This is a genomic window from Mesorhizobium sp. DCY119 (assembly GCF_003590645.1).
In the GTDB taxonomy this organism is placed as follows: domain Bacteria; phylum Pseudomonadota; class Alphaproteobacteria; order Rhizobiales; family Rhizobiaceae; genus Mesorhizobium_M.
Genome location: NZ_CP031834.1, coordinates 1,559,764 through 1,577,998, shown reverse-complemented (window position 1 = coordinate 1,577,998; position 18,235 = coordinate 1,559,764). Strand labels below are relative to the sequence as shown.

12 protein-coding genes are annotated in these 18,235 nt (G+C 62.7%); 4 read left to right on the top strand and 8 right to left on the bottom strand.

The window, feature by feature from the left end; translation table 11 throughout:
• Positions 1-68 precede the first annotated feature (68 nt).
• Complete coding sequence (locus DZG07_RS07600) at positions 69-1,412, bottom strand: NAD(P)/FAD-dependent oxidoreductase (protein ID WP_091918297.1); 1,344 nt, start codon at positions 1,410-1,412, stop codon at positions 69-71.
• A gap of 272 nt (positions 1,413-1,684) precedes the next feature.
• Here DZG07_RS07600 and DZG07_RS07595 point away from each other — a divergent pair, with 272 nt between their 5' ends.
• From DZG07_RS07595 to DZG07_RS07580, 4 genes are all read left to right on the top strand, one after another.
• Complete coding sequence (locus tag DZG07_RS07595) at positions 1,685-4,054, top strand: aminomethyltransferase family protein (protein WP_119821498.1); 2,370 nt, start codon at positions 1,685-1,687, stop codon at positions 4,052-4,054.
• A gap of 149 nt (positions 4,055-4,203) precedes the next feature.
• Positions 4,204-5,406, top strand: a complete 1,203-nt coding sequence (locus DZG07_RS07590; protein ID WP_162931571.1) for an HPP family protein — start codon at positions 4,204-4,206, stop codon at positions 5,404-5,406.
• 267 nt (positions 5,407-5,673) lie between these two features.
• Positions 5,674-7,380 (top strand): APC family permease, encoded by a 1,707-nt coding sequence (locus tag DZG07_RS07585; protein WP_091918295.1) that lies wholly within the window; start codon positions 5,674-5,676, stop codon positions 7,378-7,380.
• A gap of 305 nt (positions 7,381-7,685) precedes the next feature.
• Entirely contained in the window at positions 7,686-9,365 is a 1,680-nt protein-coding gene (locus DZG07_RS07580; RefSeq protein ID WP_119815633.1) for a formate--tetrahydrofolate ligase, read from the top strand.
• 240 nt (positions 9,366-9,605) lie between these two features.
• Here the strand turns inward: DZG07_RS07580 and DZG07_RS07575 are convergent, their stop codons facing one another.
• The 7 genes from DZG07_RS07575 to DZG07_RS07545 form a co-directional block, all read right to left on the bottom strand.
• Complete coding sequence (locus DZG07_RS07575; RefSeq protein ID WP_119920255.1) at positions 9,606-10,181, bottom strand: DUF2380 domain-containing protein; 576 nt, start codon at positions 10,179-10,181, stop codon at positions 9,606-9,608.
• Between the two features lie 124 nt (positions 10,182-10,305).
• Entirely contained in the window at positions 10,306-10,944 is a 639-nt protein-coding gene (locus tag DZG07_RS07570) for a sarcosine oxidase subunit gamma family protein (RefSeq protein WP_119815627.1), read from the bottom strand.
• Positions 10,937-13,918, bottom strand: a complete 2,982-nt coding sequence (locus tag DZG07_RS07565; RefSeq protein ID WP_119815624.1) for a sarcosine oxidase subunit alpha — start codon at positions 13,916-13,918, stop codon at positions 10,937-10,939. Before DZG07_RS07565 ends, DZG07_RS07570 begins: the two co-directional genes overlap by 8 nt.
• Positions 13,918-14,223 (bottom strand): sarcosine oxidase subunit delta, encoded by a 306-nt coding sequence (locus DZG07_RS07560; protein ID WP_119815622.1) that lies wholly within the window; start codon positions 14,221-14,223, stop codon positions 13,918-13,920. Before DZG07_RS07560 ends, DZG07_RS07565 begins: the two co-directional genes overlap by 1 nt.
• 13 nt (positions 14,224-14,236) lie before the next feature.
• Positions 14,237-15,490 carry a sarcosine oxidase subunit beta family protein gene (locus DZG07_RS07555; RefSeq protein ID WP_119815619.1) on the bottom strand — a complete coding sequence of 418 codons (1,254 nt, stop codon included), beginning with the start codon at positions 15,488-15,490 and terminating at the stop codon, positions 14,237-14,239.
• Positions 15,491-15,526: 36 nt separating this feature from the next.
• The gene (gene glnT, locus DZG07_RS07550; RefSeq protein WP_091915525.1) at positions 15,527-16,834 is read right to left on the bottom strand and encodes a type III glutamate--ammonia ligase; all 1,308 of its coding nucleotides are present in this window, start codon (positions 16,832-16,834) and stop codon (positions 15,527-15,529) included.
• Between the two features lie 67 nt (positions 16,835-16,901).
• A complete protein-coding gene (locus DZG07_RS07545) occupies positions 16,902-18,230 on the bottom strand; it encodes an FMN-binding glutamate synthase family protein (RefSeq protein WP_091915124.1) in 1,329 nt (442 codons plus the stop codon).
• Positions 18,231-18,235 lie beyond the last annotated feature (5 nt).

Sequence of the window (18,235 nt, the reverse complement as noted above, 5' to 3'; positions counted from 1 at the left end):
CGGACTTTCGACAAGGGCTTTGCCCCGCGTGAAAATCTTGCCGGCGACCTGCGTCGCCGGCAGAGAATTCACTTGTTGTGGAGATAGGCTTCGAGCGAGTCATCCAGCGCGTCCAGCCACGGCGTGTGATGCTTGGGCGCCATTGTGCCGGTCATCAGCGACTTGTAGCCGTGGTTGCGGAAGCCCATGATGTCTTCCATCTTGTGGTGTTCCCACTCCATGAAGGTCTTGTTGACAGCCTCGATGTCGAAGTCGGGATAGTCGGTCGCATCGATCAATTCCTTGGTGTAGTCGCCCTGGAACCAGATCATCTGCTCGGCATCTTCCAGCGTTTCCTCGCGCTCGCGCCATTTCTGGCTGTCGGCGGCCATTGCTTCCTTCGATGGCAGCTTGATGCGTCCGAGGATGACGTCGCGGGCATACCAGGCCTGCGCGTCGAACATGTTGAAGGTGTAGAACTGGTCCTGCATGCCGATGTAGAACAGCTTCGGATTGTGCTCCCAGACCACGCCCTTGTAGAGATCGAGCGGCCACAGCCGGTTCGCGGTCTTCAGGCGCAGATCGTCGGTCAGGAACGGGAAATGATGGAGATAGCCGGTACACATGATGATGGCGTCGACGTCGCGTGACGTGCCGTCCTTAAAGTAGCAGGTCTTGCCCTCGACCCGCATTAGCAGCGGCACTTCCTTCCAGTTATCCGGCCAGTTGAAGCCCATCGGCTTGGAGCGGTAGCTGGTCGTGATCGACTTCGCGCCGTATTTGTAGCACTGCGAGCCGATGTCCTCGGCCGAGTAGCTGCGGCCGATGATGAGGATGTCCTTGTCCTTGAATTCGAGCGCGTCGCGGAAGTCGTGCGAATGCATGACGCGACCGGCAAACTTGGCAATGCCATCGAAATAGGGAACGTTCGGCGACGAGAAATGGCCGGACGCGACGACCACGAAATCGAATTCTTCCGAATAGACGACGTCGTTGGTGCGGTCATGGACGGTGACGGTGAATTTCTCGCTGGCGTCCGAATAGGTCACCATGCGAACCGGGCTGTTGAAGCGCACCCATTTGCGCACATCGGCCTTCTCGACGCGGCCCTTGATGTAATCCCAGAGCACGGCGCGCGGCGGATAGGAGGCGATCGGCCGGCCGAAATGCTCTTCGAAGCTGTAGTCAGCAAATTCCAGGCATTCCTTCGGTCCGTTCGACCAGAGGTAGCGGTACATGCTGCCGTGAACCGGGTCGCCATGCTCGTCCACGCCGGTGCGCCATGTGTAATTCCACAAGCCGCCCCAGTCGGATTGCTTTTCGAAACAGACGACTTCGGGGATTTCGGCACCCTTTGCCGCCGCTGACTGGAACGCCCGAAGCTGTGCGAGGCCCGAAGGTCCGGCGCCAATAACTGCTACCCTCTTGCTCATACAATCCCCTCCAGGACTCTTTTTCTTAAGCGAAAGAAATTTCACTGACAGGACAATAATTCGTTCTGTGATGCTGTCAACAAGTTCTGCCGCAAAACCAGATTCCGAAAAATTGGCTGCTCCAGCACTTCTTCCCGAGGCAGCCCGACGTTTCGGTACGATGAGCCATATGCTAGCCTGATGTAAACAGGTCTTGCCTTCATCTTGCAGGCTGCGTATTCTTTTAATTGAAAAAATTTCACACTCAGGAAAATACGATCGGGGAGGTCGCAGTGTCGCAAGCAATCTATCCCAGCGTGGTCTCTGGCCCTCCGCGTCCGAGCGCGATCCTGACGCCGGGCCTGCTTGCGCTGCCTGCGGGCATGGAGCGCTATCAGGTGGCGGGTACAGGTGCTGTGTTCATCAGCGTCGAGGCCGGCGATACGGTTACGATCCGCGATGTCGAGGGTGGACAGGCCTGCGAACTGGTGGCTGCCGATGGCTCCGGCAAGACCGATGCCGGCATCCTGGGCACCAGGGCCAACAGCAATGCGGCGGGGCTGAAGGCGCTGCTGTTGGACGACAATGAGAGCCTGCGCACATTCTGTCACAGCCTCGCGCGCCGTGCGATCGATCTGGCCGAGCCGCAGGCGGTGCGCCTGTTCGGCAGCACCAGTCTTCCCGGCTCCGAAGAGAGCTTTACCGTCGCCCGCGACGGTAGCCTGATCATCGCAGCACCCGGCGGGCCGATGCCGGTCGATGGCCACGATACGGCAACCCCGCTGCTGGTCGTTGTCCAGCGCGCCCGCATTCAGCCTGCGGGAAAGTCCGACCTGCCCGAGCCGCTGGCGGACCCGGTTCTCGACCTGCGCGTCAAATCGAAGACGGCGCAGAGCTATTTCGTCAAGGCCGGCGACTTCATCCAGATCATCGATGTCGACGGGCGCCAATGCACCGACTTCCAGTGCTTCTCGGCGCGCAAGCTCGACAAGGGCAAGGACCACCCGCTCGACGTGACCGTCACCCGCTCGCTGATGGGCACCAGCTATCCGATGCCCGGCCTGCATTCCAAATACTACGACCAGGACATGGAGCCGCTGGTCGAGGTGGTGCAGGACACCTGCGGCCGCCACGATGCCTTCGCGCTCGCCTGCTATGCCAAATATTACGACGACATCGGCTATCCCGGTCACCTCAACTGCACCGAGAATTTCAACGGCGCGCTTGCCGACAAGGGTGTTTCGCCCCGCGGCGGCTGGATGGCGATCAACTTCTTCTTCAACACCGGCATCGACGCTCATGGCGTGATCTATTCCGACGAGCCATGGTCGCGGCCCGGCGACTATGTGCTGCTGCGGGCCCTGACCGACATCGTCTGCGTCTCGTCGGCCTGCCCCGACGACACGACGCCCTCCAACGGCTGGAACCTCACCGACATTCATGTGCGGACCTATTCGGGCGCGCAGAAATTCTCACGCGCCATCGCCACACGACCGACCCCGGATGCCGAGCCAAAAATGACCCGTGAAACCGCCTTTCATTCGAGCTTTGCCAAGCACACCCGCGACTTCGTCGAATATCGCGGCTACTGGCTCGCCAATTCCTTCGCCAAGGAAGGGCCGCTGGAGGAATACTGGGCCTGCCGCGAGAAGGCCGTGGTCATGGACCTGTCGCCGCTGCGCAAGTTCGAGGTCACCGGCCCGGATTCCGAAGCGCTGCTGCAATACACGCTGACGCGCGACATCAAGAAGCTCGCCGTCGGCCAGGTCGTCTACACCGCCATGTGCTACGAGCATGGCGGCATGATCGATGATGGCACTTTGCTGCGGTTAGGCAAGGACAATTTCCGCTGGATCGGCGGCGATGACTACAGCGGCACGTGGCTGCGAGAGACGGCGCAAAAGCTCGGCCTGAAAGTGCTTGTCCGCTCCTCCACCGACCAGATGCACAATATCGCCCTGCAGGGCCCGAACAGCCGTGACATCCTCAAGGAGATCATCTGGACTTCGCCCGTGCAGCCGTCGATCACTGAGCTCGAATGGTTCCGCTTCGCTGTCGCCCGCATCGGCGACGCCCAGGGCGTGCCGATCGTCGTCTCGCGCACCGGCTATACCGGCGAACTCGGCTACGAGATCTGGTGCCATCCGCGCGATGCCGAACAGGTGTTCGACGCTGTCTGGGAAGCCGGCCAGCCCCATGGCCTGAAGCCGATGGGACTTCTGGCGCTCGACATGGTGCGTATCGAGGCCGGGCTGATCTTCGCCGGCTATGACTTCTCCGACCAGACCGACCCGTTCGAAGCCGGCATCGGCTTCACCGTGCCGCTGAAGAGCAAGACCGATGATTTCATCGGCCGCGACGCGCTGATCCGGCGCAAGGAGCATCCGGCGCGAAAGCTTGTTGGCCTCGACATCGACGCCAATGTGCCTGTCGGCCATGGCGACTGCGTCCACATCGGCCGCGCCCAGATCGGCGAGGTCACGTCCAGCATGCGCTCGCCCATCCTCGGCAAGACCATCGCACTCGCCCGCCTCGATGTCGCCCACGCCGAGATCGGCACGGAAGTCGAGATCGGCAAGCTCGACGGCCATCAGAAGCGCCTGCCGGCCCGCGTGGTGCCCTTCGCTCACTACGATCCGCAAAAGACGAAGCCGAGGTCGTAGAAAACCGCAGTTCAGGCGGGCTCTAATGAGCCCGCCATGCACCACCAAACCATTCATTCCCGAAACGCGACCATCCGCGCAAATCCATTCCTTGCGCGCAGGGCGTTTCACGGCGTAAGTGCCGCTGCCTTGAGAGCCATATCGCCCAAATGCCCGAGTTCCTGTCAGTCCTGAAGCGGTTGCTTCCAGCCCTGCCGCCCGTCAGCAATGCGGAGCGGATGCGCATCTGCGCGGGTGCGCTGATCGGCATTTTCTTCACCGGGCTCGCCACCAAGATCGCCTTCAGCTCGTCAGGTGCATCGCCGCTGCTGATCGCCCCGATGGGCGCCTCTGCCGTCCTGCTCTTTGCCACGCCGTCCAGCCCGCTGGCACAGCCCTGGTCGATCATCGGCGGCAATCTGGTTGCCGCCCTCATCGGCATCACCTGTGCGCGGTGGCTCGACGATCCGCTCATTGCGTCAACGATCGCGATCACCGCCTCGATCGGCGCCATGTTGTTGCTGCGCTGCCTGCATCCGCCAAGCGGCGCGGTCGCACTAACCGCCGTGCTCGGCGGCCCGGCCGTGCATGCCGCAGGCTACGGCTTCGCGCTATGGCCCGTCGGCGTGAATACATTGCTGCTGCTTGCCGCCGCACTTGCCTTCAACAACCTGACCGGCCGCCGCTATCCGCACCTCACGCCCGCGCCGGCGGTCAACCCGCACAAGACGGCTGATCCCGTCCCGACGGCGCGCGTCGGCTTCACGTCCGCCGATCTCGAAGCAGCCTTGAAGCGCTATGACGAGGTCGTCAATGTCAGCACCGACGACCTCGACGCGCTGCTGCACGAGACCGAGATGCAGGCCTATCACCGCCGCTTCGGCGTCATCCGCTGCGCCGACATCATGTCCCGCGACGTGGCGACGGTCTCGCCACAGACCTCGCTTCGCGACAGCTGGAAAGAGCTTTGCGACCACCGCATCAAGGCCCTGCCGGTGATCGACGATGCCCGCAATGTCGTCGGCATCGTGACCCAGACCGACTTCATGCAAAGTGCAGATTGGGGTCCGCGTGGAGAACTGCATCTCGGCCTCGGCAAGCGCCTGCGCCAGGCCGTAAAGCCCAGGCGCAGTTTCAACAAGACCGTCAGCGACATCATGAGCGCGCCGGTGCGTTTCGCAGCGCCCGAGACGCCGATCGCCGAGCTTGTGCCGGTCATGGCCGATGCCGGGCTGCACCATCTTCCAGTCGTCAATGCCGACGGGAAGCTCGTCGGCATCATCACGCAGTCGGACCTGATCGCAGCGCTTTATCACGGCGCGCTCTCGGATCGCCCCGACGCCGTGGAACCGGCCCTCGTCGCCGCGCAATAGCCGGCGCTCGTCATCCGCCACAACTCTCCCCGGGCATAGCCCGCCTCGCCTCGAAACCGAGATCGCGGCTGAATTCCGCGCGTCTGCGAATGTGATCGGCGTGGTCAAACAAAATGCTTGACGCCACCAGCGGCTGTGTCAATCTTCACTGTTAGGAAAAAAAGAAAACTAAGCGGAAAAGCTGGTCAGGCCCGTGGAGGCGCACGCCGATCAGCCCAAAAAGAAATCCTTCCGGGAACACATCATCAACAATGGGGAACTTCGACAATGAGTTCGACGGTTAGCTATGCGCCTGCGAGCGATGGCGAATTGCACAGGACGATCGACTGGCGCGGCGCGTTCTGGGTGGCCAGCGGCGTCCCGCCACTTGTTCTCTTCTCGATCGGCGGCATCGCCGGCACAGCCGGAAATGTAGCCTTTCTGATCTGGATTTTCTCCATGCTGATGGGGTTTCTCCAGTCTTTCACCTACGCCGAAATCGCCGGTCTCTTTCCCAACAAGTCGGGCGGCGCTTCGGTCTATGGCGCGACCGCCTGGCTGCGTTATTCCAAATTCGTCGCGCCGCTTTCGGTCTGGTGCAACTGGTTTGCCTGGTCGCCGGTCCTGTCGCTCGGCTGCTCGATTGCCGCCGCCTACATGCTCAACGCTCTGGCGCCGATCCCCGGTTTCACCGAAACCTCACCGGAGGTGCTGTCGTATATCGCAGCCAATGCCGGCACTTCTGCGGCTGATGCCATTGCTGCCGTGACGACCGCGGCAACGCCTGGCATCCGCACCTGGACGCTCTACAGCCATTCGCTCGGCCCGGTCGGCTTCTCGCTCAACGCCACCTTCTGGATCGGCGCGGTGCTGATGCTCATCACCTTCGCGATCCAGCATCGCGGCATCCTCGGCACCGCCAATGTGCAGCGCGTCGTCGGCCTGCTCGTCATCGTGCCGCTGCTGATCGTCGGCATCGTCCCGATCCTCACCGGCCAGATCAACTGGGACAACTATTCGCCAATCGTCCCGCTCGCTGCTGCCTACGCACCGGAACCGGGAGCCTGGAACATCCCCGGCTGGACGCTGATCCTCGGCGGCATGTTCATCGCCGCATGGTCGACCTATGGCTTCGAGACTGCCGTCTGCTACACGCGCGAATTCAAGAACCCGGCAACCGACACCTTCAAGGCCATCTTCTATTCCGGCCTGCTCTGCATGCTGCTCTTCATGATCGTGCCCTTCACCTTCCAGGGCGTGCTCGGCCTGAATGGCATGCTGGCGACCCCGATCGTCGACGGCTCCGGCGTTGCCGACGCCTTGGCAGGGATGGTCGGCGGCGGCGGGCTGGTGAAAAGCCTGCTCATCATGCTGATGATCCTGGCCCTGCTGCTGTCGATCATGACTGCGATGGCAGGCTCGTCACGCACCCTTTACCAGGGTTCGGTGGACGGCTGGCTGCCGAAATACCTCAGCCACGTCAACACGCATGGCGCGCCGACACGGGCGATGTGGACCGACCTCGTCGTCAACCTTATCGTGCTGGCCATCGCCTCCACCGATGCGACGAGCTTCTTTTTCATCCTCGCCGTGTCGAATTGTGGCTACATCATCTTCAACTTCCTCAACCTCAACGCCGGCTGGATACACCGCATGGACAACGGGCATATCGCCCGGCCATGGCGAGCACCTACCTGGCTGATCGTGGTCGGCGGCGTCTTCGCCTATGTGAACGCGATCTTCATGGGCGCGGGCGCGAAAGTGTGGAACCCGTCAGCGCTGTGGGCCGGTCTGTTCACCGCAGCACTCATCATCCCGGTCTTCTGCTTCCGCCACTACATCCAGGACGGCGGTAAGTTCCCGGACCACATGCTCGACGATCTCGGCATGAAGCAAAGCGACCTGAAGACGAGGAAGGCCGGCATCCTGCCCTATCTGACGCTGGTGGCAGGCCTGGCCGTCGTGCTGATTGCGAACTGGTACTTCGTGATCTGAAGATCGAAAGTCTCGGCCATCGAAAGCCGGCCCAAGGGCCGGCTTTTTTCGTCACGGGATACTGAATTTTCGCCGTCAAAAATAATTCTTACTGTGAAATTTTCTTTCATGCAGGTTGACGAGACGCGCTCGAAATGGCTTATTGTCAATCCTGAAAGAAAAGGTGGAAATCAGGATTTTCGAACCTTGAAGCGCTGTTTTCGTGCCGGTCGCCTGCGCCCGGCCGGAGATGGATTTTCCCGCATATTCCCCACCTCGTTCAGCCCACTGCGACCACAAGAATTCAGTATGGAGGACACGATTTCATGGCCGACGTAAAGAGCGACATCGAGATAGCGCGTGGTGCGCAGAAGAAGGTTATCCAGGAGATCGGCGGCAAGATCGGCATTCCGACGGAGCATCTTCTGCCTTACGGCCATGACAAGGCCAAGGTCTCGGCCGAGTTCATCCAGTCGGTGCAGGGCAACAAGGATGGCAAGCTCATCCTCGTCACTGCCATCAACCCGACGCCGGCCGGCGAAGGCAAGACGACGACGACGGTCGGCCTTGGCGATGGCTTGAACAGGATTGGCAAGAAGGCGATCATCTGCATTCGCGAGGCCTCGCTCGGGCCCAACTTCGGCGTCAAGGGCGGTGCTGCCGGCGGCGGCTATGCCCAGGTCGTGCCGATGGAGGATATGAACCTCCACTTCACCGGCGACTTTCACGCCATCACCACCGCGCATAACCTGCTCTCGGCGCTCATCGACAACCACATCTACTGGGGCAACGAACAGGCCATCGACACCCGCCGCGTCGCCTGGCGCCGGGTCATGGACATGAACGACCGGGCCTTGCGCGAAATCATCTGCTCGCTCGGCGGCGTCGCCAACGGCTATCCGCGCGAGGCCGGCTTCGACATCACGGTGGCTTCAGAAGTCATGGCGATCCTGTGCCTGGCGAAGGACCTGAAGGATCTGGAAAAACGCCTCGGCGACATCATCATCGCCTATCGCCGTGACAAGACCCCGGTCTATGCCCGTGACATCAAGGCCGACGGCGCCATGACGGTTCTGCTCAAGGACGCCATGCAGCCCAACCTGGTGCAGACGCTGGAGAACAACCCGGCCTTCGTCCATGGCGGCCCCTTTGCCAACATCGCCCATGGCTGCAACTCGGTCGTCGCCACAACGACGGCGCTGAAACTTGCCGACTATGTCGTGACGGAAGCAGGCTTTGGTGCTGATCTCGGTGCGGAAAAGTTCTTCGACATCAAGTGCCGTAAGGCGGGCTTGAAGCCGGCAGCCGCCGTCATCGTCGCCACGGTGCGCGCCATGAAGATGAATGGCGGGGTCAAGAAGGAAGACCTCGGCACCGAAAACATCGAGGCGGTGAAGAAGGGCTGCGCCAACCTTGGCCGCCACATCGAGAACGTCAAACAGTTCGGCGTGCCGGCGGTTGTTGCCATCAACCACTTCTATTCCGACACCGACGCCGAGATCCAGGCACTGAAGGACTATGTCGCTGGCATGGGCGAGGAGGCGATCCTGTGCAAGCACTGGGCGCATGGCTCGGCCGGCATCGAAGAGCTTGCCAACAAGGTGGTTCAGCTTGCCGAAAGCGGTGTCTCGCAGTTCGCCCCGCTTTACCCGGAAGAGATGGGCCTGTTCGACAAGATCAACACCATCGTCCAGCGCATCTATCGCGGCTCGGAAGCGATCGCCGACAAGTCCGTGCGCGACCAGCTTCATGCCTGGGAGCAGGCCGGCTACGGCAAGCTGCCGGTGTGCATGGCCAAGACGCAATATTCCTTCTCGACCGACCCCAACCTGCGCGGCGCGCCAACCGGCCACACCGTACCGGTGCGCGAGGTGCGCCTCTCCGCCGGCGCCGGCTTCGTCGTCGCCATCTGCGGCGAGGTGATGACCATGCCCGGCCTGCCCAAGACCCCGTCGTCTGAGAGGATCTTCCTCAACGACAAGGGACAGATCGAGGGGTTGTTCTAGACTAGACGCCGGCACTCTCCTCCAATCCGCAAAGCGGATTGGAGGAACCCCCACCCCTAACCCCTCCCCACAAGGGGGAGGGGAATTTCGCGGCCGCTATGCCGCACAAAATCGTTAATCGACGATCCTCGCACAGACGCCACCGATCCCCCTCCCCCTTGTGGGGAGGGGTTAGGGGTGGGGGTGCTTCAGACGCACACGCCTTGCCGTTTACGGCAAGGCAAACAGCGCCTGCCGCCCTCACTTCACCGGAGCGTTCTTGATCAATTCCCTTGCCGCATAACGCGCGGCACGCTGCCAGGCCTCGTCATTGTCGCCGCGAAAGGTCAGCAGGCGGTTGAACACGATCTGGCGGCTCGGCACGTCATAGACCTCGAAGCGCGTCCACAGCACCAGCGTGCTCATCTTCTCGACCGCGCCGACAGTGACGAAACGTGCGCCGGCTCCCTTTGCGCGGTCCAGCATGTCGTCGAGCTGCAACTCCTTGCTGGTGCAACCCGCTTCCGGGCACTGCATCTGAGCCAGCGAGAACTTTCCGCTCTTCGACAATTCGTCGTGCATGATCTCATCGAACCGCCTCAGCCGCGCGTCGTGTTCTGCGTCCTGATTGCGGACCTCGCCAGAGGAATCGACGAGATAGAAATCGCCAAGCGCCATCGAAAGGCGTTCTTCGCTGGCATGAGCATTCGAAACAATTGCGAAGAAAAGAACGAGCGCGCAAAGCAGCGGTACACTCGCGGCCAGAGCGAAGACAACCAGCCTTCGTCCGTCCATCGACGCTTCGCATCGCGCATTCGCTTTGATCTGACTGTTCATGCCGACCTCCCGGTCCGCCGGGCGATCCGCCCGCGCGACCAATCATCATGATCGGCAAAGCTTAGGGGCAGCCGCCGGCCAACTCAACCGGCACAGTCTTGTCAATTAGAAGGAGACTTTGCGATCAGCCCGCGGCGATCGATAGGCTTTCGACCTCGATACCATATTCGGCCGCCGAGTCGACCAGCGTATGCCACAGGCTGTCGGCGAAGCTCGCAAACACCAGCACGCTGAACACCGGCGAGCCGTCCGCGGCATCCGCCTCTCGCCACAGATTGACCGCCGTGTGATCGATGGAAGTCGCCGCCGCCGTTCCGACAGCAAACACACCATCATGAAGGTCGAGCGAATTTACCTTCGCCAGCATATCGCGCACGCGCGGACCCGATAGACGGATCAGGCAGCGCCCGTCGGACTGGTCGGACAACGAGGCAAAACCATCGAAAGCGACGCGCAAGCTATCGATAGGCTGGATCGTGCCGAGACGCGGCGACAGCGCCATGAACTGGTCGGCACCGGACCACACCAGCACGCCCTTCTTGCCCGTCACCGCCTTCGGTCCGGTCGGTGCGACAACGCCGAAATAGGCTTTGGCTGCCTTGGCCGTCGCGGCCCATTGCCCGCGCCGCGCAAAGACCTGCACCAGATCGAAATCGCGTATTTCCGACAGGCGGATGCCTGCCTTGGTAATCGCCGCACCATGCTTGCCGGCAATAACGGCCTGCTGCAGCGGCGAGCGGGTGGTCCAGGTGAAATCAGCCACGCTGACGCCCTCCCTCGGGATCGTAGAAGACCGGATTGCAGATTTCGACGTCATAGTCTTCGCCGCGCAGCGGATCATGCGCGCGCACGATCTCGCCTAAGCGCTCGCGTCCGCGCTCGACCAGGCCGAGCCCGATCCACTGGCCGAGCATCGGCGAGTGGCAGACCGAGGTGACGTAGCCCTGGTCGGCATCGGGGCCGACCGCCGCGCCCTTCGGAATGATATGCGCGCCGGAGCGCAGCCGCCTTGCCTTGTCGACCGGCTTCAGGCCGACAACGACCTGGCGGTCGGGCGCCGTCAGCGCCTCGCGCCCGGCCATGACGCGGCCGATAAAGTCCTTCTTCTTCGACATCATCTTGCCAAGGCCGAGATCGTCAGCCGTCGTGGTGCCATTGAGTTCGGCGCCTGCGATATGGCCCTTTTCAATGCGCATCACGCCAAGGGCCTCGGTGCCGTAGGGCACGACGCCGAAGGGCTCGCCGGCCTTCATCAGGTTACGCGCCATGGCATCGCCATAGCGGGCCGGCACCGAGATTTCGAAGGCCATTTCGCCCGAGAAGGAAATGCGGAACAGCCGCGCGAACATGCCGCCGCGCAGCCGCACCTCGCGCACGCCCATGAAGGGAAAACCTTCGTTGGACAAATCTTCCGCCGGATCGACGATCTCGCGCAGCAGGTCGCGTGTCTTCGGCCCGGCAATGGAGAACTGCGCCCACTGGTCCGTGCAGGAGGTTAGCTGCACGTCGAGTTCGGGCCACAAAACCTGCCGGCAGAATTCGAGATACTGCATCACCGGCCCGGCCTTGGCCGTGGTGGTGGTGAGGAAATAATGGTCTTCGGCCAGCCGCGAGGTCGTGCCGTCGTCCATGACGATGCCATCCTCGCGCAGCATCAGCCCGTAGCGCGCCTTGCCGACGGCCAGAGAGGCGAAGGCGTTGATGTAGACGCGGTCCAAGAAAGCGCCGGCGTCCTTGCCCATCACGTCGATCTTGCCGAGCGTGGAGACATCGCAAAAACCGACGCCGTTGCGCACCGCCAGCACTTCGCGGTTGACCGAAGTCAGCCAGTCGTTCTCGCCGGCAATCGGATACCACTGCGCGCGCTTCCACAGGCCGGTGTCGACGAACACCGCACCGCGCTCGGCCGCCCAGTGATGCGACGGCGTCAGCCTGACCGAATGGAAATTCTCGTCGCGGTGATGGCCGGCAAAGGCACCGATCGCCACCGGCACATGCGGCGGGCGATAGATGGTCGTGCCGGTCTGCGGGATCGAGCGCCGCGTCAATTCCGACATGATCGCGAGGCCGGTGACGTTCGAGTTCTTGCCCTGGTCGGTCGCCATGCCGAGTGTCGTATAGCGCTTCAGGTGCTCGACGGATTCGAAGCCCTCGCGCTGCGCCAGCGCGATGTCGGATGCGGTCACGTCATGCTGGAAGTCGACAAAGCCCTTGTGCTTCCCCTCGACATGCCAGAGCGGCGAGATGGAAGTGGCTTCGTCGGCAGCAGTCGGCGCGCTGCCGCTCTTGCCGCTAAAGCCGCAATCGGATGCAGCCGACAGCCCCGCTTCATGACCGGTGCGCAGGCAGGCGCTCAGCGAAAACTCGCCATTGGCGGCACCTGCCGAAAGCATCCCCGCCGGCGCGCCTTCCGGCACGAAGGCCGCAATGTCCTCACGCCATTTCGGCCGGCCGCGATGATGCGACGACAGGCCGACGGACGGGTTCCAGCCACCCGACATAGCAAGCACGTCGGCGGCGATCTGCGCGTGACCGCCATTGGCCAGCGCGACCCCGACGCCGCTGATGCCCGTCTTGCCACCCTTAACATCGACGACGACGCCGTTGTGCACGGCAAAGCCGCCGCTTTGCGCCAGCGCGCGATGATGCTGCGGCACATCCTTGCGGGAATCGATGACGGCGGCGATTTCGATGCCGGCTCGATGCGCGGTCTCGACAGTCTTCCAGCCATCGTCATTGTTCGTGAACAGCGCCAGCCGCTTGCCAGGTGCGGCAGCAAAGCGCTCGATATAGGTGCGCACCGCCGAAGCCATCATCACGCCGGGGCGGTCGTTGCCGGAAAAGACGATCGGCCGCTCGATCGCGCCCGCAGCCACCACGCAGCGCTTGGCGACGATGCGCCAGAGACGCTGGCGCGGCTGGTGAACTGGGGGAACCGGCAGATGGTCGTTGACCCGCTCCAGCGCGCCATAGGTGCCGCCGTCGTAGACGCCAAACACTGCGGTCCGCGTCATGATGCGGACGTTGGGCAAGGCTTCCAGTTCAGCCAGCGCACCGGCAAGCCACTCGCCCGCCGGCATGCCATCGATCTCGCCGCCGTCGCTGTTCAGCCGCCCCCCGGCCAGGCGGTCTTCCTCGGCGAGGATCACGCGCGCGCCGGTGCGGCCGGCCGCAAGGGCGGCAGCCAATCCGGCGGGGCCGGAGCCGACGACCAGCACATCGCAATGCGCCCAGGCCTTCTCATAGTGGTCCGGGTCAGCAATCCCGCTCGGCCGTCCGAGGCCGGCGGCGCGGCGGATGGCCGGCTCGTAGAGCTTTTCCCAGAACTTCGCCGGCCACATGAAGGTCTTGTAGTAGAAGCCGGCGACGAAGATCGGCGACAGCAGCGAATTAACCGCCATCACGTCGAAGCCGAGCGAAGGCCAGCGATTCTGGCTCAGCGCGTCGAGCCCGTCATAAAGCTCGGCGGTGGTCGCCTTGGTGTTGGCTTCGCACCGCGCGCCGCTGCGCAGCTCCACCAGTGCATTCGGCTCTTCCGGCCCAGCGGTCAGGATACCGCGCGGGCGGTGATATTTGAACGAGCGGCCAACCAGGGTGACGCCATTGGCGACCAGTGCCGAGGCCAACGTGTCGCCGGCATAGCCGGTCATCGCCTTGCCGTCGAAGGTGAAGGAAAGCGGCGCGGTGCGGTCGATCAGCCCGCCCTTGGCGAGGCGTTTGGTTTGCGCGGAAGCCATTACTTCGCCCCCGCCTTGGCCGCACCCGCGCCGGGTGCGGCGCGCACCGACTTGATCTCGTGGGTCAGCGTGTTGCGCTCGATGACCAGCCAGGAGCGGCAGCCGCCGCCGTGATACCAGTATTCGCTCATCTCGCCGGCAACGTTGTCGCGCAGATAGACATAGTCGTAGAAGGCCTCCGCCTCGCCGGCCGCACCCGCGCCGCCGTCGATGGCGGTGATAGTCGGGCGCTTCGGCTTGGCATCGCCGAGATAGGTGAACTCGCCGTTCTCGCGTTCGCCGCAAAATGGGCATGCAATGCGCATTCCTGATCCGCCTTCAGTGCAAATTCGGTTGGGCGCCAACGCCCTTTTCGTCGATCATCGCGCCGCGCTGGAAGCGGTCGAGCCGGAAGCGCTTTGCCTCCTCATGCGGCGTGTCGGTGGCGATCAGATGCGCGAAGACGAGGCCCGAGCCCGGCGTCGCCTTGAAGCCGCCATAGCACCATCCGGCATTGAGATAGAGGCCGTCGATGGGCGTCTTGTCGATGATCGGCGTGCCGTCCATCGACATGTCCATGATGCCGCCCCACTGACGCAGCAGGCGCACGCGGCCGATCATCGGCATCAGCGCCATGCCGCCTTCGCAGACGTCTTCCATCACCGGCATGTTGCCGCGCTGGGCATAGGAATTGTAGCCGTCGATGTCGCCGCCGAAGACCAGCCCACCCTTGTCGGACTGGCTGACATAGAAGTGGCCGGCGCCGAAGGTGAGGACGCCGGGAATGAGCGGCTTGATCGCTTCCGAGACGAAGGCCTGCAGCACATGGCTTTCGATCGGCAGGCGCATGCCGGCCATTGCCGCAACGCGCGATGAATTGCCAGCCACCGCCATGCCAACCTTGCCGGCGCCGATCGCGCCGCGCGAGGTTTCGACGCCGGTGACCTTGCCGTTCTGGTCGCGGGTAAAGCCTGTCACTTCGCAGTTCTGGATGATGTCAACGCCGAGCCGGTCGCCGGCATGGGCATAGCCCCACACCACGGCGTCATGGCGCGCCGTGCCGGCGCGGCGCTGCAGCAGTCCGCCCTGGATGGGGAAACGCGCATTGTCGAAATTCAGGAACGGCATCATCTTGCGGACCTGCGCCTGATCGAGCAGTTCCGCATCGATGCCGTTGATGCGCATGACATTGCCGCGCCGCGCATAGGCGTCGCGCTGCGCGTCGGAGTGGTAGAGATTGACGATGCCGCGCTGGCTCATCATCGTGTTGTAGTTGAGGTCCTGCTCCATCCGCTCCCACAGCTTCATCGAAAGCTCGTAGAAGCCGGTATTGCCGGGCAGCATGTAGTTGGAGCGCACGATGGTGGTGTTGCGGCCGGCATTGCCGGAGCCGATCCAGCCCTTTTCAAGCACCGCGACATTGCGGATGCCGTATTTGTGGGCGAGGAAATAAGCGGTCGCCAAACCATGCCCGCCACCGCCGATGATGACCACGTCATAGTGGCTTTTCGGCTGGGCATCGCGCCAGGTGCGGGGCCAGTTCTTGTGTCCTGAAAGGGCTGCCCGCGCGAGAGAGAAGATCGAATATTTCATCAAGGGTTTCCGCCGCGCAGGCCTGCTATTTCCGTATTACACGTCGAGAGTGTTTTCGCGTTCCCACTGGGTGAAGTGGGAAGCGTAGGCATTCCATTCCTGATGCTTGAGCTTCAGGAATGCACTGGAGAATTCCTCGCCCATCGCCGACTTCAGCCCGCTGTCCTTGTCATATTCGCGCAGGGCATCGAGCAGGTTCAGCGGCAGCTTCGGACCGTTGGTGACGGTGTGGCCGTCCTTGTACATGTCGATGTCGCTGCGCTCGCCCGGATCGGCCTTGGTGCGGATGCCGTCGAGACCGGCGGCGATGATGACAGCCTGCATCAGATACGGATTGGCGGCACCGTCGGGAAGGCGAAGCTCAAAACGTCCAGGCCCCGGCACGCGCACCATGTGGGTGCGGTTGTTGCCGGTCCAGGTCACCGTGTTGGGCGCCCAGGTGGCACCCGAAACGGTGCGCGGCGCATTGATGCGCTTGTAGGAATTGACCGTCGGATTGGTGATCGCGGCCAAGGCCGAGGCATGCTTCATGATGCCGCCGAGGAAGTGCCTACCCTTGGCCGACAGACCCAGTTCGGCATTCTTGTCGGCAAAGGCATTGCTCTTGCCGTCAAGGTCCCACACCGAGATATGGGCATGGCAGCCATTGCCGGTCAGGCCCTGGAACGGCTTGGGCATGAAGGTCGCGCGCAGGCCGTGCTTCTCGGCGATCGACTTGGTCATGAACTTGAAGAAGGAATGCTTGTCGGCGGTGTTGAGCACATCGTCGAAGGCCCAGTTCATCTCGAACTGGCCGTTCGCATCCTCATGGTCGTTCTGGTAGGGCTGCCAGCCGAGTTCCAGCATGGCATCGCAGATCTCGGCAATGACGTCGTAGCGCCGCATCACCGCCTGCTGGTCGTAGCAGGATTTCGTCGCCGTATCGTATTCGTCGGAAATCTTCTCGCCACCCGGCGTCGTCAGGAAGAATTCGGGTTCCACGCCGGTCTTGACGCGCATGCCCTCTTCGGCGGCTTCCGCAACCAGACGCTTCAGCGTGTTGCGCGGCGCCTGGGCAACGCTCTTGCCTTCCATGACGCAGTCGGAGGCGAGCCACGCCACGTCCCGTTTCCACGGCAGCTGGATGACCGAAGACGGGTCCGGCACCGCCAGCATGTCGGGATGCGCCGGCGTAAGGTCGAGCCAGGTCGCGAAGCCGGCAAAGCCTGCACCTTCCTTCTGCATGTCCGAGATCGCCTGTGCCGGAACCAGCTTGGCGCGTTGGCCGCCAAACAGGTCCGTATAGGAGATCATGAAATATTTGACGTTATTCGCCTTTGCGAATTCTGCGAGATCGTTTGCCACAGCAGTTCCCCGTTTGCTTTCGAATGCCGTTCCCATGGCATGTTCCTCTCTCTTCTTATTTTTTTGATCAGAAACCGTTCTTTCCCGGTATCCAATTGGTTCCCGCCAGCGGCACCTGGGCCATGGCGGCGGCTTCGATAGTCAGTGCGCAGAGGTCCTCCGGCTCGAGATTGTGGAGATGATTCTTGCCGCAGGCACGCGCGATGGTCTGTGCCTCAAGCGTCATCACTTTCAGATAATTCGCCAATCGCCTTCCCGCGGCGACAGGATCGACACGTTTCATCAGCTCCGGGTCCTGCGTGGTAATGCCTGCCGGATCTTTTCCTTCGTGCCAGTCGTCATACGCACCCGCCGTGGTGCCGAGCTTCTGGTATTCGGCCTCCCAGCGCGGATCGTTGTCGCCGAGCGCGACAAGGGCCGCGGTACCGATCGACACCGCGTCAGCGCCCAGAGCCAGCGCCTTGGCGACGTCAGCGCCGTTGCGAATGCCACCCGAAACGATGAGCTGAACCTTGCGGTGCATGCCGAGATCCTGCAGCGCCTGGACGGCGGGCCGGATGCAGGCAAGCGTCGGCTGGCCGACATTCTCGATGAACACTTCCTGCGTGGCGGCGGTGCCGCCCTGCATGCCGTCGAGTACCACGACGTCCGCACCCGATTTCACGGCAAGGGCCGTATCGTAGTAGGGACGCGCGCCACCGACCTTCACATAGATCGGCTTTTCCCAGTCGGTGATCTCGCGGATTTCGAGGATCTTGATCTCGAGATCGTCCGGGCCGGTCCAATCGGGGTGACGGCAGGCCGAGCGCTGGTCGATGCCCTTGGGCAGCGTGCGCATTTCGGCGACGCGGTCGGAAATCTTCTGGCCGAGCAGCATGCCGCCGCCGCCGGGCTTTGCGCCCTGCCCGACCACGATCTCGATCGCGTCAGCACGGCGCAGGTCACGCGGGTTCATGCCGTAGCGCGACGGCAGATACTGATAGACCAGCGTCTGCGAATGGCCGCGCTCTTCCTCGGTCATGCCGCCATCGCCGGTCGTGGTCGAGGTGCCGGAGAGCGAGGCGCCGCGGCCAAGCGCTTCCTTGGCCGGACCCGACAGCGAACCGAAGCTCATGCCGGCGATGGTGATCGGGATTTTCAGCTCGATCGGCTTCTTGGCATGGCGCGCGCCCAGCACGACGCTGGTGTCGCACTTTTCGCGGTAGCCTTCGAGTGGATAGCGGGAGATCGACGCGCCGAGGAACAGCAGATCGTCGAAATGCGGAAGCTTGCGCTTCGCGCCGGCGCCGCGAATGTCATAGATGCCGGTGGCGGCAGCGCGGCGGATTTCCGACAGCGTATATTCGTCGAATGTCGCGGAGTATCGGGGCTTCGTCGGCGGGTTCTGATAGGTCATTCTGA

Bases quoted from the DNA above. Each gene is read 5' to 3' on its own strand.
- DZG07_RS07590 (WP_162931571.1), top strand. From the start codon at position 4,204: ATGCCCGAGTTCCTGTCAGTCCTGAAGCGGTTGCTTCCAGCCCTGCCG.
- DZG07_RS07575 (WP_119920255.1), bottom strand. From the start codon at position 10,181: ATGAACAGTCAGATCAAAGCGAATGCGCGATGCGAAGCGTCGATGGAC.
- DZG07_RS07565 (WP_119815624.1), bottom strand. From the start codon at position 13,918: ATGGCTTCCGCGCAAACCAAACGCCTCGCCAAGGGCGGGCTGATCGAC.
- DZG07_RS07545 (WP_091915124.1), bottom strand. From the start codon at position 18,230: ATGACCTATCAGAACCCGCCGACGAAGCCCCGATACTCCGCGACATTC.
- DZG07_RS07555 (WP_119815619.1), bottom strand. From the start codon at position 15,490: ATGAAATATTCGATCTTCTCTCTCGCGCGGGCAGCCCTTTCAGGACAC.
- DZG07_RS07600 (WP_091918297.1), bottom strand. From the start codon at position 1,412: ATGAGCAAGAGGGTAGCAGTTATTGGCGCCGGACCTTCGGGCCTCGCA.
- DZG07_RS07585 (WP_091918295.1), top strand. From the start codon at position 5,674: ATGAGTTCGACGGTTAGCTATGCGCCTGCGAGCGATGGCGAATTGCAC.
- DZG07_RS07560 (WP_119815622.1), bottom strand. From the start codon at position 14,223: ATGCGCATTGCATGCCCATTTTGCGGCGAACGCGAGAACGGCGAGTTC.
- DZG07_RS07580 (WP_119815633.1), top strand. From the start codon at position 7,686: ATGGCCGACGTAAAGAGCGACATCGAGATAGCGCGTGGTGCGCAGAAG.